The organism is Actinomycetospora endophytica, assembly GCF_021026375.1.
Taxonomy (GTDB): domain Bacteria; phylum Actinomycetota; class Actinomycetes; order Mycobacteriales; family Pseudonocardiaceae; genus Actinomycetospora; species Actinomycetospora endophytica.
Map to the genome: position 1 here is coordinate 282,962 of NZ_JAJNDB010000008.1, position 20,736 is coordinate 303,697.

Annotated in this window: 16 protein-coding genes; 8 read left to right on the plus strand and 8 right to left on the minus strand. The window is 75.4% G+C overall.

The features are described from left to right. Positions 1-164 precede the first annotated feature (164 nt). From LQ327_RS29875 to LQ327_RS29885, 3 genes are read left to right on the plus strand one after another with little or no spacing between them, the layout of a single operon-like run. Positions 165-1,079, plus strand: a complete 915-nt coding sequence (locus LQ327_RS29875) for a hypothetical protein (protein WP_230739726.1) — start codon at positions 165-167, stop codon at positions 1,077-1,079. Further along, positions 1,079-1,459 (plus strand): hypothetical protein, encoded by a 381-nt coding sequence (locus tag LQ327_RS29880; RefSeq protein ID WP_230739727.1) that lies wholly within the window; start codon positions 1,079-1,081, stop codon positions 1,457-1,459. Before LQ327_RS29875 ends, LQ327_RS29880 begins: the two co-directional genes overlap by 1 nt. A 42-nt stretch (positions 1,460-1,501) precedes the next feature. Beyond that, positions 1,502-1,957: an SRPBCC family protein gene (locus tag LQ327_RS29885; protein WP_230739729.1), complete on the plus strand. Its 456-nt coding sequence runs from the start codon at positions 1,502-1,504 to the stop codon at positions 1,955-1,957. On the opposite strand, the gene LQ327_RS35085 is transcribed toward LQ327_RS29885, so the two are convergent. Next, positions 1,954-2,400, minus strand: a complete 447-nt coding sequence (locus LQ327_RS35085) for a tautomerase family protein (RefSeq protein ID WP_230739731.1) — start codon at positions 2,398-2,400, stop codon at positions 1,954-1,956. The two genes, LQ327_RS29885 and LQ327_RS35085, sit on opposite strands and share 4 nt — an antisense overlap. Positions 2,401-2,518: 118 nt before the next feature. Here LQ327_RS35085 and LQ327_RS29895 point away from each other — a divergent pair, with 118 nt between their 5' ends. From LQ327_RS29895 to LQ327_RS29905, 3 genes are read left to right on the plus strand one after another with little or no spacing between them, the layout of a single operon-like run. Next, the gene (locus LQ327_RS29895; protein ID WP_230739733.1) at positions 2,519-3,577 is read left to right on the plus strand and encodes a FecCD family ABC transporter permease; all 1,059 of its coding nucleotides are present in this window, start codon (positions 2,519-2,521) and stop codon (positions 3,575-3,577) included. 8 nt (positions 3,578-3,585) lie between these two features. Next, entirely contained in the window at positions 3,586-4,668 is a 1,083-nt protein-coding gene (locus LQ327_RS29900; protein ID WP_230739735.1) for a FecCD family ABC transporter permease, read from the plus strand. Continuing rightward, the gene (locus tag LQ327_RS29905; protein WP_230739737.1) at positions 4,665-5,501 is read left to right on the plus strand and encodes an ABC transporter ATP-binding protein; all 837 of its coding nucleotides are present in this window, start codon (positions 4,665-4,667) and stop codon (positions 5,499-5,501) included. Before LQ327_RS29900 ends, LQ327_RS29905 begins: the two co-directional genes overlap by 4 nt. Here LQ327_RS29905 and LQ327_RS29910 read toward each other — a convergent pair. From LQ327_RS29910 to LQ327_RS29935, 6 genes are read right to left on the minus strand one after another with little or no spacing between them, the layout of a single operon-like run. After that, the gene (locus LQ327_RS29910; protein WP_230739739.1) at positions 5,487-6,233 is read right to left on the minus strand and encodes an SDR family NAD(P)-dependent oxidoreductase; all 747 of its coding nucleotides are present in this window, start codon (positions 6,231-6,233) and stop codon (positions 5,487-5,489) included. The two genes, LQ327_RS29905 and LQ327_RS29910, sit on opposite strands and share 15 nt — an antisense overlap. Next, positions 6,230-7,054 carry a siderophore-interacting protein gene (locus LQ327_RS29915; protein WP_230739740.1) on the minus strand — a complete coding sequence of 275 codons (825 nt, stop codon included), beginning with the start codon at positions 7,052-7,054 and terminating at the stop codon, positions 6,230-6,232. The genes LQ327_RS29910 and LQ327_RS29915 overlap by 4 nt, the downstream gene beginning before the upstream one ends. Then, the gene (locus LQ327_RS29920; protein WP_230739742.1) at positions 7,051-14,238 is read right to left on the minus strand and encodes a non-ribosomal peptide synthetase; all 7,188 of its coding nucleotides are present in this window, start codon (positions 14,236-14,238) and stop codon (positions 7,051-7,053) included. Before LQ327_RS29920 ends, LQ327_RS29915 begins: the two co-directional genes overlap by 4 nt. Next, positions 14,235-14,444: an MbtH family protein gene (locus tag LQ327_RS29925; protein WP_230739744.1), complete on the minus strand. Its 210-nt coding sequence runs from the start codon at positions 14,442-14,444 to the stop codon at positions 14,235-14,237. The genes LQ327_RS29920 and LQ327_RS29925 overlap by 4 nt, the downstream gene beginning before the upstream one ends. Beyond that, positions 14,441-16,237, minus strand: a complete 1,797-nt coding sequence (locus tag LQ327_RS29930; protein WP_230739746.1) for an ABC transporter ATP-binding protein — start codon at positions 16,235-16,237, stop codon at positions 14,441-14,443. Before LQ327_RS29930 ends, LQ327_RS29925 begins: the two co-directional genes overlap by 4 nt. Beyond that, positions 16,234-18,060: an ABC transporter transmembrane domain-containing protein gene (locus LQ327_RS29935; protein ID WP_230739748.1), complete on the minus strand. Its 1,827-nt coding sequence runs from the start codon at positions 18,058-18,060 to the stop codon at positions 16,234-16,236. The genes LQ327_RS29930 and LQ327_RS29935 overlap by 4 nt, the downstream gene beginning before the upstream one ends. A gap of 174 nt (positions 18,061-18,234) precedes the next feature. Here LQ327_RS29935 and LQ327_RS29940 point away from each other — a divergent pair, with 174 nt between their 5' ends. Then, positions 18,235-19,311: an iron-siderophore ABC transporter substrate-binding protein gene (locus LQ327_RS29940; protein WP_230739750.1), complete on the plus strand. Its 1,077-nt coding sequence runs from the start codon at positions 18,235-18,237 to the stop codon at positions 19,309-19,311. Here LQ327_RS29940 and LQ327_RS29945 read toward each other — a convergent pair. Then, complete coding sequence (locus tag LQ327_RS29945) at positions 19,301-20,182, minus strand: MOSC domain-containing protein (protein WP_230739751.1); 882 nt, start codon at positions 20,180-20,182, stop codon at positions 19,301-19,303. The genes LQ327_RS29940 and LQ327_RS29945 overlap by 11 nt on opposite strands. Positions 20,183-20,376: 194 nt before the next feature. Here LQ327_RS29945 and LQ327_RS29950 point away from each other — a divergent pair, with 194 nt between their 5' ends. Continuing rightward, positions 20,377-20,700: a phosphopantetheine-binding protein gene (locus LQ327_RS29950; RefSeq protein ID WP_230739752.1), complete on the plus strand. Its 324-nt coding sequence runs from the start codon at positions 20,377-20,379 to the stop codon at positions 20,698-20,700. Positions 20,701-20,736: the final 36 nt, after the last annotated feature.

Sequence of the window (20,736 nt, forward strand, 5' to 3'; positions counted from 1 at the left end):
ACAATCACGCCTGACCAGCGAGAACGAGGCCCGAGACGGCTTCTCTGTCGCCTCGGTGACACAACGGGCGTGCGCGAGGGGACTGACCGGCCCGAGGACCGGACGGACCCTGCTCGGTGCCGGGAGCGAACGACGCTCCCGCCGGACGCCGAGGAGATTCGACGATGAGCAGCCCCGCCTCCCTCCAGCAGCACGCGGTCCCCGGCGGCGGCCCCCGGTGGATCGGCGACCGCGCCGAACGCCGGGCCCGGAACCGCTGGTGGATCCGATGGTGGTGGTCCAGCGCCGCGTTCGGCGTGGTCGGGCTGGGGTTCCTCGGCGCGGTCGCGCTCGTCGAGGACCCGACGAACGTGCTGTCCGCGTGGTTCGGCTGCTGGATGGTCGCGATCCTCGCGATGGTCCCGGCCTACCGCCTGGGCTGGGTGGCCCGCTACGACCGGTACGACGACGAGCTGTCCCGCTACGCCCACGGCGTACGGGCGGAGATGTCGCTGCGCACCGGCGACGGGGTCGTGCGCCTGGGCGACCGGATCGTCGCCACCTCGTCGGTGGACGCGACCGGCCGCCGTCGCATGGTCCTCGACGACGCCACGCTCTCGGTCGACGAGCAGATCCTCGAGCGGGCCGGCGACCGCAGCATCACGGCGGTGGCGCTCCGCCTCGTCGACGAGGCCGATGTCGTCATGGCCTCGGCCCGGGGTGACCGCCGCGGTGACCGGGTCGACTGGACGATCGACGTCCCGCTCGGCGAGCTGCGCCTGCGCCAGCTGCTCTCGGCTGTGCCCAGCCGACGGACCCTGCTCGACGACGACGGGTGTGCCTGGCGGATCCGCGGCGACGCCGACGCCCCGTCGTGGAGCGCGGAGCTGCCGGAGCGGGCGGGAGCGATCGACGCCGTGGTCGTCACCTGGCTCGCCTGCCACCTCGACGCCGTGGGTCTCGAGCGGTGCTACGGGGCCGGCGACGGGCCCGCCCTGACCGCCTACCGCTTCGGCGGCGACGCGAGCCGGCGCCCGGTGGGCAACCCCGGCGTCCGGCCCGAGGTCCCGACGGCGTCCGGCGGGGGGATCGATCTCTGATGAGTCACCCCGTGTACCTCCCACCCCCGACCACCTACGGCCCGCGTCCCCAGCACACCGGGGCCCGGATCCACGCCGGTATCGCCCTCGGTGTCATCAGCATCGTCGGCTTCTTCGGCAGCACGGTCGCGTTCCTCGCGGTCGCGTTCATGGGTGACGGCTGCGGATTCGCCGACTCGCCCCCGATCTGCTCCTCGGCCGGCGCGGCGTGGGGCCTGATGCTCGAGCCCGCGCTGGCGACGATGATCGCGGCCGCCCTCGCGCTCACCGGTCTCGTGCGACGTCCGCCGAGGCACGCCTGGCCGGTCGCCGCGTGGGTCGTCTGGCTCGCCGGGGGCGCCGCGTGGGTGCTCCTGCTCTCGGTGGCCGGTGTCGGCTGAGGCGCTGGACATCCACGCGGCGACCACGGGATCGTCCGGGGCATGGATGAGCCGGAGGCGCAGGTCGTGCGGGCCTCGCGCACGATCGACGCAGGCGCGGACGTGATCTTCGAGCTCGTCGCGGACCCGGCGAACCAACCGCGGTGGGACGGCAACGCGAACCTGGCCGAGGCCGCGCCCGGCCAGCGGGTCCGCGCGGTCGGCGACGTCTTCGTCATGACGCTGACGCGGGGCACGGACCGGGACAACCACGTGGTCGAGTTCGAGGAGGCCCGCCGGATCGCGTGGACCCCGTCCGATCCCGGCGCGACCCCGGCCGGCCACCTCTGGCGGTGGGAGCTCGAGCCGGTGGACCCCTCGCGCACGCTCGTCACGCACACCTACGACTGGTCGCGGCTGACCGACGAGGCGCGGTTCGCGCGAGCCCGGGCCACCACGGCCGAGAACCTCGAGGCCTCGCTGGACCGCCTCGCCGCGCTCGCCGAGGGCCGGTCCTAGGAGATCCCGGCGTCGAGCCGCGCCAGCCGGTCCCGGACGTCGTCGGGCAGGGCCGCCTGCCACTCCGCCTCCTGCCCGGGCGCCGGGAGCACGCGCCCGAACTCCACCATCTGCTCGGCCGGGATCTCGCTGACGTAGACCCAGACCAGGTCGTCGGGCACTCCGAGGGCCGCGACGACGGCGTCGCGCAGCCCGACGATCAGCTCGTGCTTCGCCTCGGCGGTGCGACCGGCGCGGATGTGGCCGTGCACGAACACCGCGCGCGGGTCGACCGGCTCGCCCGCGATGAAGTGCTCGCCGACGATCGGATGGACGATCACCTGGACGAACGAGGGCGGCGCCGCCGTGGCCCGGGCGTGGACGGCGCTGATCCGGCGGGCGAGATCCGCGCGGGCGGCCGCCGTGCTGGACTCGGTGCGGAGATGGATCGCGTAGTTCGGCACGGATGCGGCCTTTCGTCGTCGACCCCGGACGTGACGAGGGCCGCGCGTCTCGGTCCGGACCGGGCCCCGAGGAGAGGTTAGGCTGCCCAAAGTCCGGCGGAGAAGGGCAGGGTTGCGGGTGGCTGTCGGTGTGTCGACGACCTCGACGGGACCGGAGCCCGGGACCCGCCCCCGGCGATCCCTCCGCTCCCGCCGCGCGGGGCTCGTCCTCGCCCTGCTCGCGGCGGTGCTCGTCGCCGTGGTCCTCTCGCTGGCCGTCGGGTCGCTGGTCATCCCGCCGGGCCGCGTGCTCGAGGCACTGCTGCACCCCGCCGCGTCGGGCGACGCCGACGTGGTGCGCTCATTGCGGGTCCCGCGCACCCTGCTGGGCCTCGTGGTCGGGGCCGCGCTCGGGGTCGCCGGTGCCCTCGCGCAGGGCTTCACCCGCAACCCGCTGGCCGACCCGGGACTGCTCGGCATCACCTCCGGCGCGGCGTTCCTGGTGGTCCTGGCGATCTTCCTGGGCGGGGTCGCGAGCTTCGCCGGGTACATCTGGTTCGCACTCGCCGGCGCCGCGCTGGCCGGGGTGCTGGTGTTCCTGCTTGGCGCCTCCGGGCGCGCCGGCGGCACTCCCGTCACGCTCGCGCTGGCGGGCGCCGCGCTGTCCGCGGTGCTCCTCGGTCTGACCACCGCGGTGGTGCTCTCCGACCAGACCACCCTCGACCAGTACCGGTTCTGGAGCGTGGGTTCGTTGTCGGGCCGGGCGGCGGACACGCTGATCCCGGTGCTCTTCGTCGTCGTGCCGGGGCTCCTCCTCGCGCTCGCGACCGCGCCCGGACTCAACGCCCTGGCCCTCGGCGACGACGTGGCGCGCTCGCTCGGCGTCCCGGTGGGGGCGATCCGCATCGTCGGCCTCGTGGCGATCACCCTGCTCGCCGGCGGTGCCACCGCCGCGGCGGGCCCGATCGCCTTCGTCGGCCTGGTCGTGCCGCACGTCGTCCGGGCGGTGACCGGACCCGACTACCGGTGGTTGCTGCCGTGCGCCGCCCTCGCGGGAATGGTGCTGATCCTGGTCGCGGACGTCGTCGGCCGGGTCGTCGCGCCGCCGGGGGAACTGCAGGTCGGGGTCGTGCTCGCCGTCGTCGGCGCCCCGTTCTTCGTCGCGCTCGTCCGCCGGCGCCGGCTGGCCGCCGCATGAGCAACGGCGTGACCACCCGCACGGCCGGCCACGAGACGCGCGTTCCCGGACGCGTACCGCTCCGCGTCGGGCGGTTCTCGACGGTGTGGCGCCTGCCGCCCGTCGTCGTGGTCGCCGTCGGGGCCGTCGGCGTCGTCCTCGCCGGGGCGGCCGTGCTGACGGTCGGCGACTACCCCGTCGGGTTCGCGGACGTCTTCGCCGCGCTGGTCGGCGCGTCCGACCGTGCCACCGCGGTGATCGTGCTCGACCTGCGCCTCCCCGAGGTCCTCACCGGGATCCTCGTCGGGGCGGCGCTGTCCCTGGCCGGGGCGCTGACGCAGACGATCGCGCGGAACCCGCTCGCGAGCCCCGACATCACCGGCATCACCCAGGGCGCGAGCGCCGCCGCGCTGATCGCGATCGTGCTCGGCGTGCCGTCGGGCGGTCTGGCCGGCGCCCTGGTGCTGCCCCTCGCTGCCCTCGTCGGCGGACTCGGCGCGGGCCTGCTGGTGGTCGCGCTCGCCTGGCGCAACGGGCTGGAGAGCCAGCGGCTCGTGCTCGTCGGGGTCGGCGTGAGCTTCGGACTGACCGCGGTGGTCTCCTACCTGCTCGCGGTGGCCCGGATCGAGCAGGCCTCGCAGGCCAAGGTGTGGATCACCGGCTCGCTGACCGGGCGCGGGTGGGAGCACGTGATCCCGGTCGGGATCGCGCTGGTCGTGCTGGTGCCGACGGTGCTGCTTGCGAGCGGCGGACTCGGTGCCCTGCAGTTCGGCGACGACACCGCCAGGGGCCTCGGGGTCCCGGTCGAACGGGCCCGCACGACGATGCTGGTGATGGCGGCCGCGCTCGCGGCGGTGGCGACGGCGGCCGCGGGCCCGATCGAGTTCGTCGCGCTCGTCGCTCCGCAGGTCGCGCTCCGGCTCACCCGCAGCGCGCGGCCCCCGCTGATCGCGTCGATGGTGGTCGGCGCGCTGCTGGTGGTGGTCGCCGACCTCGTCGCGCGGACCCTCCTGAGCGGCATCGGCACCCCCGTCGGCGTCGTCACGGCGGTGCTCGGCGGGCCGTTCCTCCTCTACCTGATCACCCGAGGCCGACGGGAGACCGCTCGATGAGCACGCAGACCGGCGACGACGTCATCGACGGGCACACCGGGCGGGTCCGGCTGCGCGCCGAGGGCATCGAGGTCGGCTACGGCGGCCGGCCCGTCGTCTCCGGCCTCGACCTCGAGATCCTCGACGGCACCGTGACCGCGGTGATCGGCCCCAACGGGTGCGGCAAGTCCACGATGCTGCGCGCCTTGGCACGGCTGCTGCCGGTGACGGCGGGCCGGGTGCTGCTCGACGGCGAGCCGCTGCGCGACGTCCCGAGCCGGCGGATCGCGACGGTGCTCGGGGTGCTGCCGCAGTCCCCGCAGGCGCCGGAGGGGCTCACCGTCGGCGACCTGGTGGCGCGCGGCCGCTACCCGCACCAGACCTGGTACCGCCAGTGGTCCTCCGACGACGAGGACGTGGTCGCCGACGCGCTCGAGCGGACGGGGATCCTCGACCTCGCCGAGCGGCCGATCGACGAGCTCTCCGGCGGCCAGCGCCAGCGCGCGTGGATCTCGATGGTGCTCGCCCAGGGCACCGACCTGCTGCTGCTCGACGAGCCCACGACGTTCCTCGACCTCGCCCACCAAGTCGACGTCCTCGAACTGGTCGATCGCCTGCACCGCGAGGACGGCCGGACGGTGGTCATGGTGCTGCACGACCTCAACCTGGCCGCCCGGTACGCCGACCGGCTCATCGCCATGCAGGGCGGTCGCATCGCCGCGGACGGGACGCCCGCCGAGGTGCTCACCGAGTCGCTGCTCGCCGAGGTCTTCGGCCTCGCCGCCTCGGTGATCACCGACCCGCACACCGGGGGTCCGATGGTCGTGCCGAAGGGGACGTCACGGTCCCAGTGACGCGCCGCCGTCGACGTAGAGCGTCTGCAGGGTGACGTGCCGGGCGGCGCCGGAGAGCAGGAACGCGACCGTGGCGGCGATGTCGCCCGGCTCGCCGACCCGCCCGAGCGGGATGCCGACCTTGTAGAGCTCCGGGCTGCCGGCGACGACGTCGGCGAGCGAGCGGTCGTCGTCGGGATCCGGCCACATCGAGCGCAGCATCGGGGTGTCGGTCGAGCCCGGGCACACCACGTTGGCGCGGACGCCGTGGGCGGCGACCTCGAGCCCGAACGAGCGGGTGAACGCGGTCGCCGCGGCCTTCGAGGCGGCGTAGGACGCCATGTGCGCGCGGGGCACCCCCGCGGCGTTCGACGCGACGGTCACCACGGACCCGCCCCCGCGCGCGACCATGCGCCGCCCGACGGCCCGGCAGGCGGTGAACACCCCGGTGGCGTTGACGTCGAGGCAGGCGCGCCAGTCGTCGTCGGAGGTCTCGAGGACCGGGCCGGTGCGCAGGACGCCCGCCCCGCACACCAGGGCGGTGACCGGGCCGAGCGCGTTCTCGGCGTGTTCGACGGCGGCCTCCACCGCAGCCGGGTCGGCGACGTCCGCGGCGAGCCCGAGAACGCGCTCGTGCTCGACGACCGGCGCGGTGCGGTCGACGGCGGCCACCGCGTACCCGCGGGCGGCGAGGTCGGCGACGATCGCGCGGCCGATGCCGCCGTCCGCGCCGGTGACGAACGCCGTGCTCACGGATCCGTCCGGTCGTTGCGGAACTGCCGGTCGTAGTCGGTCTCGGTCAGCCCGCGGCGCCAGTAGCCGGTGCAGAGCTGCTCGTCGCGGCCCAGCCCCCAGCCCTCGCGCAGGAGGGTCCGCAGGGTGCGCACGACCTCGGACTCCGCCGCTACCCAGGCGAACACCGTGCCCGACGTCGGGCGGGCGATCCCGCGGACGGCGTCGACCAGCCCGGTCTCGTCGTCGTCCGGGGTCGGAACGATCTGCAGCTCGACCCCCGGCGGGCGGGGGAGCGGCGGCTCGTCGGCGGGGTCGGGGAGGCCGAGGACGGCGACGCCGCGGGCGTCGTCGGGCAGCTTGGCCAGAGACGTGGCCAGGGCCGGAGCGCCAGACAGGTCGGCGACCAGCACCGTCCAGTCGGCCGGCCGCACCGTCTTCCCACCCGGCCCGGTGACCCCGAGGAGATCGCCCGGCCGCGCCGCCTCCGCCCACAGCCCGGCCACGCCGGACCCGTGCACCACGAAGTCGACGTCGAGCTCGCCGGCCTCCGGATCGTGGCGGCGCACGGTGTAGGTGCGCATCACCGGGCGACGGTCCTCCGGCGGCCAGAGGAGGTTGCCCTCGCCGTCGGGCTCGGGCATCTCGGGCCGGGTCTGGCCCTCGCGGGGGATATAGACCTTGATGTTCGGGCCGACCCGGTCGGTGCCGAACCCGGCGAGCTCGTCGCCGCCGAGGGTGACCCGCAGCAGGTGCGGGGAGAGCCGCTCGGTGCGCAGCACCTCGAGCACGCGGTAGACGTAGTTCGGGAGGGCGCGGGCGCGCTCGCCGGTGACGGTCATGAGGTCTCCTGCCGGGTCGGGTTCGGCGTCGAGGAAGTGGCCGGGATCGCGGCGGCGAGGAGACGACCGATCACCGCCAGCGGACCGGCCTGCGTCATGTCCTTGTGCTCGCAGGCCACGTCGTGGTTCCGGACGGTGCCGTCGACGTACGGGGCCCAGTCGGCGTGCGAGAGCCCCGGGTCGATCGGGTTGACCGTCGCCGTGAAGAACAGCACGTCGCCGGCGAACCGCCGGTGCGCGATCCGCTGCTGCAGCACCGCCGAGTTCACGAACGTGCTCATGACCTGGCCGATCGACGCGTCCGGCAGTTCCGCCAGCACGCCACCATGCTCGGCAACCAGGGCGGACACCGTCGCGCGGTCCAGCGGCCCGGGCGGGAGCGTCTCCAGGTCGTAGTGCGACATGTAGAGGAGCGAGCGCAGCGCCTGCTGCTCGTGGTCGTCCGCGAGCCGGTCCCAGGGGTAGGCCGGGTAGGAGTCGAGCATCGCCAGCAGCTCGACCTGCTCGCCCTGCTCCTGCAGCAGCGTCGCCAGGGTGTGCGCGACGACGCCGCCGAAGGACCACCCGACGAAGCGGTACGGCCCGTGCGGCGCGACGGTCCGGATCGCCGCGAGGTACTCGAGCGCCATCTCCTCGATCGACGAGGGCACCGAGCCGTCACCGGAGCCGTCGAGCCCGCGGGCCTGGACGCCGTAGAGCGGGACGTCCTCGCCGAGGTGCTTGCGCAGCCCCGCGAACGGCCAGCTCAGGCCGGAGGCGGGGTGGAAGCAGAAGACCGGCGCGGCCTGGGTGGCCGCGTCGATCGGCCGCAGCGGCAGCAGCATCCCGAGCGCCTCGGTGCCGCCGCCGGTGGTCTCCGCGGCGAGGTAGGTCGCGAGGTCGCGCACCGTGGCGTGGCTGAACAGGTCGAGGACCGGCACCGCGTGGCCGATCTCGCGCTGGAGCCGGGTCTGCACCCGCGCCAGCAGCAGTGAGTGGCCGCCGAGGTCGAAGAAGTTGTCCCCGGCCCCGATCCCGGTCACGCCGAGGACGTCCTCCCAGACGGCGGCGACGGTGCGCTCGAGGCCGTTGCCGGGGGACTCGACGGGGGCTCTCTCGCGGCCTGCCTCCTCCGTGGGGATCCGGGCCAGAGCCTTGCGGTCGACCTTGCCCGAGGGCATGAGCGGGAACCGGGGGACCGCGGTGATCCGGTCGGGGACCATGTGCGCGGGCAGCCGGTCGGCGACCCAGTCGAGCAGGGCGGTGGTGTCGGCGGTGGCTTCTCCCGAGGTGACGAACGCCCGCAGCGATCCACCGTCCGCGGCGAGCAGCACCACGGCCTGCCGGACCGCGTCATCGCGCCCGAGGACCGCCTCGATCTCCTCGAGCTCGACGCGCATCCCGCGGATCTTGACCTGGTTGTCGACGCGGCCGAGGAACTCGACGTTGCCGTCGGGGCGCAGCCGGGCCAGGTCGCCGGTCGCGTAGAGCCGTTCGCCCGGACGGCCGGAGACCGGATCGGGGACGAAGCGGTCGGCGGTGCGCACCGGGTCGTCGAGGTAGCCGCGGCCCAGCGGGACGCCACCGAGGTACAGCTCGCCGGGCACCCCGACCGGGACCGGGTTCATCGCGGCGTCGAGCACGTGGACCCGGGCGTTCGGGTTAGGCCGGCCGATCGTGATGCCGCCGCCGTGCTCGCCGCGGTAGACCTGGCAGGTCACCCCGATCGTCGCCTCGGCCGGCCCGTAGCCGTGGTACATCGTCGCGCCGGACACCCTCCCCGTCGCTTCGCTCGCCCCGAGCCGATCGGTGAACCGCCGGTGCAGCTCCGGGGTCAGCACCTCGCCCCCGCACCAGACGTGCCGCAGCGACCGTGCCCGCACCCCGACGTCGTCGTGCTCGAGCATCAGGTCGAGCATCGTCGAGACCAGATAGACGAACGTGACCCGTTGCGCCGCGACCAGGTCGAGCAGGTAGGACACGTCGCGCTCGCCGCCGGGCACCGCGACCACCAGCCGGGCGCCGACCACCAGCGGCAGCAGCACCTCGTTCACCGAGATGTCGAAGGTCAGCGGGGCCTTGAACAGCACCCCGTCGTCGGGTCCCAGCTCCAGCAGCCCGACCTGCCACGGCAGCCGGTTGCTGACCGCCTCGTGCCGGATCATGGCGCCCTTCGGGGTGCCGGTGGAGCCGCTGGTGTAGATCACGTACGCCAGCGAGTCGGGGTCGATCACGACGTCGAGCGGCGTGATCGGTTCGTCGTCGAGGGTCGGGTCGAGTGGGTCGACGACCGCGATCGCCGGGTCGCCGGTCGGCCCGTCCGGGCGCGATGGATCGGGATGGGAGAGCACCGCGCGCAGCCGGGCTGCGTGCGCGACCTCCGCGGTCCGGGCCGCCGGCCAGTCCTGGTCGAGCGGCACGAACGCCGCGCCCGCCTTGAGCACGGCGACCAGCCCGACGACGAGCTCGACGCCCCGCTCGAGGTGGATGCCGACCGTGCGCTCGGGCCCGACGCCGAGCCCGGCCAGCCGGTGCGCGAGCCGGTTGGACCGGACGTCGAGCTCGCGGTAGCTCAGCGTCAGACCCTCGTACACGACGGCGGGTGCGTCCGGGTCGAGGCGGGTCGCCGCGGCGATCATGTCGACGACCGAGTCCGGCGGGACCGGGGCGTCGGTGTCGTTCCACTCGTGGACGAGCATCCGGCGCTCGTCAGCCCCGAGCACGTCGACGGCCTCGATCGCGACGTCGGGGTCGGCGGCCACCGCGCGCAGCACGCGCTTGAACCGGTCCGCGATCGCCGTGGCCCCGGCGGGCTCGAACAGGTCGGTCGCGTACTCGAGGTAGCCGACCAGGGCCCCGTCGCGCGGGGCGAGCGAGGCAGTCAGGTCGAACTTCGCGGTGCCGGTCGGGACCGTCTCCGGCCGCACCGTCAGCCCGGGCAGAGCCACCTCGGGAGCGCCGGAGCCCAGCGAGAGCATCACCTGGAACAGCGGGTGCCGGTCGAGCGCGCGCGGCGGGTTGATCGCCTCGACGACGTGGTCGAACGGCACGTCCTGGTGGGCGAACGCGGCGAGGTCGACGTCGCGCACCCGTTCGAGCAGCGCCGCGAACGACGGCGCGCCGGACAGGTCGGTGCGCAGCACCAGCGTGTTGACGAAGAACCCGACGAGCTCGTCGAGGGCCTCGTCGGTGCGCCCCGCGACGGGGGTCCCGACGGCGATGTCGTCACCGGCGCCGAGGCGGTGCAGGACGGTGGCCAGAGCCGCGTGCAGGACCATGAACAGGCTCACGCCGTGGCGGCGCGCGAGGGTGCGCAGTGCGGTGTGCAGCTCCGGGTCGAGCTCGATCCGGACGTGCTCGCCGCGCCCGCTCGCCGTGGGTGGGCGCGGGTGGTCGGTGGGGAGCTCGATGCGGTCGCCGAGCCCGTCGAGGGCGGCCGTCCAGAACTCCAGCCCGCGGCCGAGCCGGGAGCCCTCGTCGTCGGGATCGCCGAGCAGCTCGCCCTGCCAGGCGGTGTAGTCCCGGTACTGCACCGGTAGCGGCGGCAGCCCCGGAGCACCGTCGCACCGGGCCCGGTACGCGGTGCCGAGGTCGGCGGCCAGCGGGCGCATCGAGCTGTCGTCGGAGGCGATGTGGTGCGCGACCAGCAGCAGGACCGCGTGGTCGTCGGTCACCGTGAACAGCTCCGCGCGCAGCGGGGGCTCGTGCGCGAGGTCGATGCCGCGGCGCGCGGCGGCGGCGACGGCGGCGGACAGCTCCTCGGCGGTCACCGGGGTGATCGCCATCGGCGGGACCTGGTCGAGCACCCGGTGCCCGGGTTCGCCCCGCCGCGCGGGGAACACCGTCCGCAGGCTCTCGTGGCGGGCGACGACGTCGGAGACCGCCTCCCCGAGCGCGGCCACGTCTAGCGGACCGCGCAGGCCCAGGGCCCACGGCAGGTTGTACGTGGGGACCGGGCCGTCGACCTGCTGCCGGAACCACATCCGCCGCTGCGCCGGGGACAGCCCGGGGTCGCTGCCCGCCGGCCGTCGGGTCAGCGCCGGGCGGGCCGCGCCGTCGAGCGCGGTGGCGATCGCGGCCGGGGTCGGCGTCGTGAACACCGTCCGGATGTCCAGCTCGGCGCCGAGCACCGAGCGCACCCGCGCGATGAGCCGCATCGCGAGCAGCGAGTGCCCGCCGAGGGCGAAGAAGTCGGCGTCGCGGCCGGGCGGGCGGACCAGCCCGAGGATCTCGGCGAACAGCCCCGCGATCACCTGGGCGACCGGGCTGCCCCCGCCGTCGTCGGCGGTGTCGAGGTCGGGAGCCGGCAGCACGGCGCGATCGAGCTTGCCGTTCGCGGTGACCGGGAGGGCGTCGAGCACGACGATCGCCGAGGGCACCTGGTGCGCGGGAAGCACGTCGGCGAGTGCTCGGCGTAGAGAACTCGGGTCGGGATCGGCGCCCATCACGTAGCCCACCAGCCGCGGGTCGTCGGCCCGGTCCTCGCGCAGCACGACGGCGGCGTCGGTCACCCCCGGCAGGGCCAGCAGCGCCGCCACGACCTCACCGGGCTCGATGCGGTACCCGCGCAGCTGCACCTGGTCGTCGGACCGCCCGAGGTGCACGAACGTCCCGTCGGGCTGCCGGCGGGCGAGGTCGCCGCTGCGGTACATGCGCGAGCCCGGCGGGCCGAACGGGTCGGGCCGGAAGGCCGCGGCGGTGAGTTCGGGACGGCCCCGGTACCCGCGTGCCAGCCCCTCACCCGCCACGTGGATCTCGCCGACGGCGCCGGGCGGCACGAGTCGTCCGGCGCGGTCGAGCAGGCGGATCGACCGGCCCGGCAGCGGCCGGCCGATCACCCCGTCGCCGCGGCGCAGGTCGGCGGCGTCGAGCCGGTGCCAGGTGACGTGCACCGTCGTCTCGGTGATGCCGTACATGTTCACCAGCGCGACGGCCGCCGGGTCGTGGCGCGCGGCCCAGCCCTGCAGGCGGACCGGCTGCAGCGCCTCGCCGCCGAAGATCACCAGGCGCAGCGCGAGCCGGTCGCCCACCTCCGGGCGCTCGGCGTCGGCCGCGGCGAGCTGGCCGAACGCGCTCGGGGTCTGGTTGAGCACCGTGACCCGCTGCGCGACGAGCAGGTCGAGCAGCTCGCGCGGCGAGCGCGCCACCGGCGGGGGCACGACGACGAGCCGGGCGCCGTGGGCGAGCGGGCCCCACAGCTCCCAGACGGAGAAGTCGAACGCGCCGGAGTGGAACCAGGTCCAGACGTCGTCCGGGCCGAACCGGAAGCCCGCGCTGGTCGAGGCGAGCAGGTCGACGACCGCGCGATGGGGTACGAGGACGCCCTTGGGTCGCCCGGTCGATCCGGACGTGTAGATGAGGTGTGCGCCGTCGTCGGGATCCGGGGGGCGGAGCCGGTCGTTGTCGGTCAGCGGTCCCGGCGAGGCGGCCTCGACGCGGGCGCGGTCGGCGGGGTCGTCGAGGCGCCGGACCCTGACGTCCCCGGGCAGGGTCTGGTCGCCCGTGGTCAGCACGAGCGCGGGCGCGGCGTCGGCGAGGGTGGCGGCGAGGCGCTCCGCCGGGTGGCCGGTCTCCAGCGGCAGGTAGGTCGCCCCGGCGCGGAGCACGGCGAGCACCGCGACGACGAACATGGGGCGTTGTCCGAGGGCCAGCGCGACGATGTCGCCGGGGCCGACGCCGTCCGCGATCAGGGTGCGGGCGAGCCGCGCGGACTCCGCGTCGAGCTCGGCGTAGGTGAGGCCGGCCCCTGAAGGGTCCACGAGCGCGGTCGCCCCCGGCTCGATCGCGGCGCCGCGGGCGAACACCTCCGGCAGCGTCGCGGGCCAGGATCCGTCGTGCGGTTCCGGCGGCGTCACCGCGCGGGCCCGCTCGGCGGGGGTGGCGACCTCGAGCGAGCCGAGGGTGGCGCTCGCGTCGGAGGCGAAGGCCGCCACGAACCCGGCCAGGCGGGCGGCGAGCGCGTCGAGGTCGGCGGCGGTCCACCGGCGCGCCGAGCCGGTGAGCAGGAGCTCCTCCCCGACCGGGGTGATCGCGACGTCGTCGACCGGCCCGGTCGCGATCGCGTGCACCGGCCCGGACGCGACGCCGAGGCGCAGGTACGGCGGGTCCGGCTTGAGGTTGACCACCGGGCCGGTCAGGCGCTGGTCCCGCCCGACCAGCCCGAGATCGCGGCGCAGGTCCTCGCCGCGGTGTCCCTGGTGGGCGCGCAGGTCTCCGAACGCGGCCGCGGCGTCGTCGACGACCCGGGCCACCTCGTCGTCGTCGGCGGGAGCGAGCCGCAGCGGGAGGATCGAGGCCGTCGTCGTGGGGACCCGCAGCCCGACCGGCCGCGACCGGCCCATGACGGGCACGCCCAGGACAGTCGCTCCGTCGGCGCCCGGCGGGGTCGCCCGGCGGACGAACGCGCCGATCGCGGCGACCAGCACCTCGGCGCGGGTGACGCCCCGGTCGCCGGCCAGGGCGTCGATGTCGGCCAGCACCGTCGACCCGAGCCCGGCCCGTGCGTGATGCGGCGGCTCCGGGCCGTCGTCCGGTTCCGGACGGGTACCCAGCACCGTCGGGACCGGCCGGTCGGCGAAGTGCGCCCGCCACCAGTCGCCGTCCGCCTCGCGGTCGCCCCCGGCCCGGCGGGCGGCGTCCTCGACCAGCAGCGCCTCGAGGTCCGCGAAGCGACCCGGGCCGGGCTCCGCCCCGTCGTGCAGCGCCGCGACGACCTCCGCGAGGCGGCGCCACAGCAGGGCGAACCCGTAGCCGTCGAGGGTGAGGTGATGGGCGCGCAGGTACCAGAACCAGCGCCGGTCGGTGAGCCGCAGCAGCGCCGACTCCAGCATCGGGCCGGACTCCAGATCGGTGGGTCGACGCAGGTCGGAGGCCATCCAGCCGCGGGCCGCGGCCTCCGGATCGGCCTCCGGCCGGAGGTCGTGGACCGCGACGTCAGCGGTCGGCTCGACCGGGAGGACCTGCTCGGGCGCCGTGCCGTCCGGTCCCGGATCGACGACGGCGCACAGCTGCGGCGCCTCGGTGACCACCCGCGCGACGGCCCGGGCGACCAGCTCCGGATCGAGCGATCCCTCCAGGTCGGCGTACTCGGCGACCACGAACGTCGGGTCGGTGCAGTCGATGCGCTGCGCGTACCAGACCGCGGCCTGGGCGTCCGACAGCGGCAGCCGTCGGCCGGCGGGCGCGACCACGGGTCCCGCGCTCACCGGTCACCCTCCTGACGCCGGCGCAGGCTCGCCGGCCGCAGGTCGGTCCAGACGCGTCCGACGTGGGCCAGGCAGTCCTCCCGCGTGCCGCGGTGACCGGCCTCGTGCCAGCCCGCGGGGAGCTCGCGGTCGAGCGGCCAGACCGAGTACTGCTCCTCGTCGTTGCGGACCACGCGGTGCTGGGGCGTCGGTGCCGGGGTGCTCATCGGTCCTCCGGTGAGGTCGGGGATGGCGGCGCGGGCCGGTCGTGGGCGGCCGACCACGCCTGCCAGAGGTGGGCGTAGCGCCCGCCCGCGGCGAGCAGGTCGGCGTGCGTGCCGTGCTCCACGACGCGGCCCGCGTCGAGGACGACGACCCGGTCGGCCGTCGCGGCCTGGGTGAGGCGGTGGGCGACGACGAGGGCGGTGCGCCCGTGCAGCGCGGCGTCGGCGGAGGCCTCGAGGACGCGCGCGCCGGTGCTGCCCGCCTCCGCCGTGGCCTCGTCGAGCAGGGCCACCGGCGGGTCGCCGAGCACCAGCCGGGCGAGCGCGAGCTGCTCGGCGCGGGCGGCGTCGACCGGCCGACCGCCCTTGCCCACCCGCGTCTCCAGCCCCTCGGGCAGGCTCGCCACCCACTCGCCGGCGCCGACCCGCTCCAGCGCGGCCAGCAGCTCGTCGTCGTCGGCGTCGGGTGCGGCCAGCCGGAGATCGTCGGCCAGGGTGCCGGCGAAGACGTGCGTCTCCTGGGAGACCACGGCCGCGGTCCGGCGCAGCGTCCGCGGCCCGAGGTCGTCGACCGCCACCCCGCCGAGCCGGATCGCGCCGCGGTCGGTGCGGTGCAGCCCGGCGACGAGCCCGACCAGCGTCGTCTTGCCCGCGCCGGTGGTCCCGACGACGGCGACGCGTTTCCCGGGCTCGACGACGAGGTCCACGTCGCGCAGGACGTCGGGTCCGTCGTCGGAGTAGCGGAACGACACCTCGCGCGCCGCGATCCCGACGCTCCCCGCCTCCGGCCGCGGCCCCTCGGCGGGGGCGGGCCGCTCGGGCATCGCCGCGACGCCGACCAGCCGGGCGAACGCCGCGCCGGCGGTCTGGGCGTCGTCGAAGAGCCCGAGGAGCTGGTTGAACGGGTCGAACAGGCGGTGGAAGTACAGCGCCGCGGCGGACGCGGCGCCGACCGTCGCCGAGCCGTTACCGACCAGGACGTACCCGACGGCGAGGATCGCGCAGAGCCCGACGACCTCGCCGTAGTTGAGCTTGCCGAAGAAGCGGCGCTGCACCGCGGCGAGCCGGATGGAGAGGACGCGCGCGTCGTCCGAGCGGGCCGCGATGCGGGCGACGTGCTCGTCGGAGGCGCAGTGGGCGCGGACGGTGTCGGCCCCGTCGACCGAATCCAGGATCTGCTGGGCGCGGGCCCCCTCGGCGATCCGCTCGGCGTGGGTCACCGGGACCACGGTGCGCAGGAACCAGCGCAGCGCGACTGCTTGCAGCGGCACCGCCAGCAGCCCGGCGACCGCGAAGCGCCAGTCCAGGACCAGCAGCGCGACCAGCGTCAGCGCGACCAGCAACGCGGCCTCGACGAGGGTGGGGAAGACGCCGGAGACCGCGTCGTTGACCGACTCGACGTCCCCGGAGACGCGGGCGACGAGGTCCCCGCTGCCGGTGCGCTCCAGCTCGGGGGAGGGCACCCGCAGCGCCCGGTCCACCACCCGCTCGCGCACCGAGGCCACCGCGGTCTGGCCGAGACGGGCCATGAGCGCGGACCCGGCGCCGGTGAACAGCGCCTGGCCCAGCGAGGCGAGCAGCAGGACCCCGGCCGAGACCGCCAGCGCCGTCGTCGTCCCGCCGTGCAGCACCAGGTCGATCATGTGGCCGAGGACGCGCGGCCCGACCAGCCCCAGGACGGTCCCGACGACGAGGGTGGCGAGCGTGGCGACGACGAGGCCGCGCTGCGGCCGCAGCACGGCGCGGGCCTCGGCGCGGGTCTGCGTGGGGCTCGCGGTGGGCAGCAGGTCCGTCATCGCAGCACCAGCTCCCGGTAGGCGGCGTCGATGCCGGCGAGCTCGGCGTGGGTCCCTTCGGCGCGCACGCGGCCGCCGCTGATCACGACGACGCGGTCGGTGCCGGCCAGCAGCGCGGGGCTGCGGGTGACCGTCAGCGTCGTGCGGCCGGCGCGCAGGGCGGCGACCCGCTCGGCGATCAGGGCCTCGGTGACGCCGTCGACGCCGGTGGTGGGGTCGGCCAGGACGAGCACGTCGGTGTCGGCGGCGAGGGCGCGGGCGAGCGCGACCCGCTGGCGCTGCCCGCCGGAGAGCGAGCGCCCGCGCTCGGTGAGCACCGCGTCGTACCCGCCCGGGACGACCTCGGCGACCTGGTCGGCGTCGGCGGCGCGGACGGCGCGACGGACCGCAGCCTCGTCGAGCCCCGGGACGCCGAGCCCGAGGTTCTCGGCCAGCGTGCCGGTGAAGAGCACCGCGTCGTGGTGGGCCACGAGCAGGCGCTCCCGGGCGGCGACGGGGTCGACGTCGTCGAGGTCGACCCCGCCGAGCCTGATGGTGCCCCGCTCCGGGTCGGCCTCGCGGGCCAGGCAGGTCAGCAGGGTCTCGACCGCGGCGCGGGACTCGGCGTCGGACACCACGATCCCGACGCGCTCGCCCGCGAGCACCACCAGGTCGAGACGCCCGCCGACCCCGTGCACCTCGAGGGCGAGCGGGCCCGGCGGGAGCGAGAACACCCCGCCGGCCGGAACCGCGGCCGGCGCGGCGAGGACGTCGGCGATCCGGCCGGCCGATGCCCGGGCCCGGGCGATCTGGGCGCCGACCGCGGCGATCCGGGTGAACGGGCCGAGCAGGAACTGGGTGAGGCCCAGCGCGCTGATGAACTCGCCGACGCTGATCTGCCCGGTGAGCGCGAGACGCGCCCCGAGGAAGGCGACGACGGCGAGGAAGAGCCCGGTCAGCGCGGTCACCACCGCCGTGCGCAGCGCGATGACGACGGCCGCCCGGATCGCCGCGTCCCGCGACGTCGCGCTCGCCGCTGCGTACCGGGCGGCGGCGACGGCCTCGGCGCCCAGCCCCTTGAGGACCCGCAGGCCGGCGAGGAAGTCGGTCGCGGTGCCCGCGGCGCGCGCGGCGGCCGCCTGCTCGACGGCGCTGCGCCGCACCAGCGGCCGGGAGATCAACGTGGTCAGCAGGGACACCGGGACCAGCCCGAGGATCACGACGAGGCCGAGCAGCACCGACGCCTGGACCAGCAGAGCGGCGCCGACGACGAGGGCAGCGGCGGCGCCCGCCGCGGTCCACACCGCCGCGTTGACCATGCCGACGCGCTGGGCGTCGGACGTGGCCGTGGAGAGCAGCTCGCCGGTCTTCACCGTCCCCGGCTCGGTGCCCCGCGGGTCCAGGACGCGTGACGCGACCCGGACGCGCATCTCGTGCCCGGCGCCCTGGGTGGCCCGGCGGACGAGCCGGCCGCCGGCGCGCATCGAGCTGGTGAGCACGAGGAAGAGCACGACCATCGCGCCGAGGGTGACCAGCAGCGACGGGAGGCTGTGCTGCGCGATCGCCCGGTCGACCGTGATGCCGATGAGGACGGGCACGGCCGCCTCGCAGGCCTGGTGCACCATCGCGAAGACCGAGGCCGGCACGACGAAGCGGGCCTGGCCGCGGACGGCCCGGCGCAGCACCCCGCGCGCATCGGGCGCGTCGAGCGCCGGCAACGGTCGCCCGTCGATCACCAGGCCGTGCGCCGCCGGCGGTGACCCGGGGGAGGGGTCGTCCGGCAGGACCCCCGGGCGCTCCGCGTCCGCCCCGGCTCCCCGGGTGGTCGTCCGTCCTGCGGTCATCGCGTCACGGCCCCCCTGCTCCCTCCGGCGCTCACGGTGACGGACCCACTCTGTCACGCACCGTGCTCAAGAGATAGCGCAGCCTCACCTAAGAGGGAAGAGTGCAGCTGCCGTGGCGAGCGCCTCACTTCGACACTTGTGTCGGCTCATGAAATAAGCAAGCCTTCCCTCACTATGCGGCCCGATTTTACGTTCGGCGCGTCCAGCGCCCGTGTCGTCGGCGAGGACGCCGACCTCCCGTCCACCCCACGCCGGCCCCGGTCGTCCGCCCGCGGCACGGTGATCGCCGTCCTGCTCGGCGTCCTCGCCCTGCTCGGGGCGGCCTGCTCCTCGGGAGGGGGCGACGCGCCCGCCGCGGGTGGGTCGGGAGGCGCCTTCCCGGCGACCGTGACCGGCAAGTTCGGCAGCACGACGGTGCCGGCCAAGCCGCTGCGCGTCGTCGCGATGTCCTGGACCGACGCCGACCTGGCGCTCGGCCTCGGCATCGTGCCGGTGGGCATGCCCCGGGTGCCGACCCAGCAGACCGGGATCGAGCCCTGGACCCAGGCCCGGCTGAACGGGGCGACCCCGACGCTGTTCGACGTCGCGAACGACGACCCGGTCGAGGCGGTCGCCGCGCTGAAGCCCGACCTGATCCTCGCGACCAAGGACTACAACCTCGACCGCAGCTACGCCCAGCTCTCGCAGTTCGCGCCGGTGGTGACCTACCAGCAGGCGCCGAACTCCGAGACCTGGCAGCAGGGCCAGCGCTCGGTCGCGACGGCGCTGGGGGTGAAGGAGCAGGGCGAAGCGCTGATCAACGAGACCCAGTCCCGCATCCAGGCGGCCGCCGCGTCGCACCCCGGGCTGAACGGGAAGACGTTCAGCCTGATCGTCACGCCGCAGCCGTCGGGCTTCTACGTCGTCAACTCGAACGAGGACGCCTCGGCCCAGTTCCTCTCCTCGCTCGGACTGAAGATCGCCCCCGCGCTCGCGTCGCAGCCGACCTCGAGCATCCCCGGCCGTGCGCTGCTGAGCTGGGAGCGCCTCGGCCTCGTCGACGCCGACCTGGTGACGGCCACGGGCCCGCCGAGTTCGCTCGCGCTGCTGAGGTCCCAGCCGGGCTTCCCGGCGCTCCCGGCCGTGGCGGCGGGGCGCTACCTGCCGCTCACCCCGGTGCAGGCGCAGTCGATCGCGTTCCCCTCGGCGGTCAGCCTGCAGTGGTCGATCGACAACGTGATCCCGGCGCTGGCGGGCACGCTCAAGGCCTGAGGCGTGACCGGGGCGAGCGCAGCGACGGGGGATTCGACGCCGCGCTGACGGGGTGCTCGTCCCGACGCTCGAGGACGACCACCTCGTCGCCGACCCGCACCGTCCCCGTCGTCGACGGGATCGCGTTCACCCCGAAGCTCACGCCCGGTCGGTGCCTCCCGAGCTGGCGCAGCGGCCCGCCCGGCTCCACGGTCCCGGTCTCCGGCACGACGGAGGTCATGACGCAGCGGGCGCAGGGCTTGACCAGGCGCAGCGTGACCTCGCCGACCGCGATCACGGTCCAGTGGTCCTCCGCCCACGGTTCGTCCGTGTCGACGACCAGCGACGGCCGGAACCGGTCCATCGGCAGCACCCGGGCCCCCGCCTCGCGCTGCCAGCCGTTCAGCACCGCGAGCGAGGCGCGGTTCGTCACCAGCAGCGGGAAGCCGTCGGCGAAGCTGACCGACTCGCCGGGCTCGGCGTAGTCCGGGTCGATCGGACGCGCCGACGCCGGGTGCGCCAGGTGGACCAGGGTCACGTCCCGCCCGAGCGCGGTGGAGAGCCAGCGGTCCGCCTCGGGCGAGCCCCGGACGGCCCGCACCTCGTCGCGCCACACGCTCACCGTGGTCTCCGGGCCGGTGGGCACCAGCGGCATCGGGTCGGCGCCCGCGGCGCGCAGCTCGACGAGCCCGTCCGCGCGCCGCACGGTGCCGACGAGTGCCATCGCCGGCGTGCTGCGCTGGGTGACGAACCGGCCCTGCGGATCGACCACCATCCAGCGCCGGTCCCCCTCGTACCCCCAGGGGCGCACCTCCGCGCTGTCCACGTCGAGCCCCCGCAGGGACTTCACGGGGAAGACGCCGAGCTCACCGACCACGGCCTGTCGTCGCACCGGTCCATCCTGCCTGGCGCGGCCGCCCGGTCCGGTGAGCGCACCACTCGGCCCCGGAGCGAGACGCTTTGCGGTTTCTTTACTCGAAGATGAGATCAGCGTCGCTCATGAGTTGCTTAGGCTAGCCTTTGTAGCTAGCTTCAGAGCGCGCTCGACCTGACACACACAGTGGCGGAGTTCGTCACCACCGGGTGATGGGCGATGACGAGGAGCTGATCGCGATGACGACGTCGCCGACGTCCGGCCACGAGTCACCCCGGGCGCCGCAGGCGTCCGCGGACGTGCTCGCCCGCCTCCGCGGCGACGTCGCCCGCCTGCTCGACCGGGAAGCCGACGCCGTCGGGGACGAGGAGGACCTCACCGACCTCGGGCTGGACTCGATCCGCCTGATGAGCCTGCTCCAGGGCTGGTCGGGCCCCGGGGTCGAGCTCGACTTCGTCGACTTCGTCCAGGACCCCCGGCTCGGCCGGTGGGCCGAGCTCGTCACCGCCGCGACGACGGGCGCCGCCACCGACTGAGCACGACCGTCGTCCCCGCGACAGCGAACGGAGCCT

Bases quoted from the DNA above. Each gene is read 5' to 3' on its own strand.
- LQ327_RS29880 (WP_230739727.1), top strand. From the start codon at position 1,079: ATGAGTCACCCCGTGTACCTCCCACCCCCGACCACCTACGGCCCGCGT.
- LQ327_RS29935 (WP_230739748.1), bottom strand. From the start codon at position 18,060: ATGACCGCAGGACGGACGACCACCCGGGGAGCCGGGGCGGACGCGGAG.
- LQ327_RS29940 (WP_230739750.1), top strand. From the start codon at position 18,235: ATGCGGCCCGATTTTACGTTCGGCGCGTCCAGCGCCCGTGTCGTCGGC.
- LQ327_RS29930 (WP_230739746.1), bottom strand. From the start codon at position 16,237: ATGACGGACCTGCTGCCCACCGCGAGCCCCACGCAGACCCGCGCCGAG.
- LQ327_RS29875 (WP_230739726.1), top strand. From the start codon at position 165: ATGAGCAGCCCCGCCTCCCTCCAGCAGCACGCGGTCCCCGGCGGCGGC.
- LQ327_RS29915 (WP_230739740.1), bottom strand. From the start codon at position 7,054: ATGACCGTCACCGGCGAGCGCGCCCGCGCCCTCCCGAACTACGTCTAC.
- LQ327_RS29905 (WP_230739737.1), top strand. From the start codon at position 4,665: ATGAGCACGCAGACCGGCGACGACGTCATCGACGGGCACACCGGGCGG.
- LQ327_RS29885 (WP_230739729.1), top strand. From the start codon at position 1,502: ATGGATGAGCCGGAGGCGCAGGTCGTGCGGGCCTCGCGCACGATCGAC.
- LQ327_RS29925 (WP_230739744.1), bottom strand. From the start codon at position 14,444: ATGAGCACCCCGGCACCGACGCCCCAGCACCGCGTGGTCCGCAACGAC.
- LQ327_RS29950 (WP_230739752.1), top strand. From the start codon at position 20,377: ATGGGCGATGACGAGGAGCTGATCGCGATGACGACGTCGCCGACGTCC.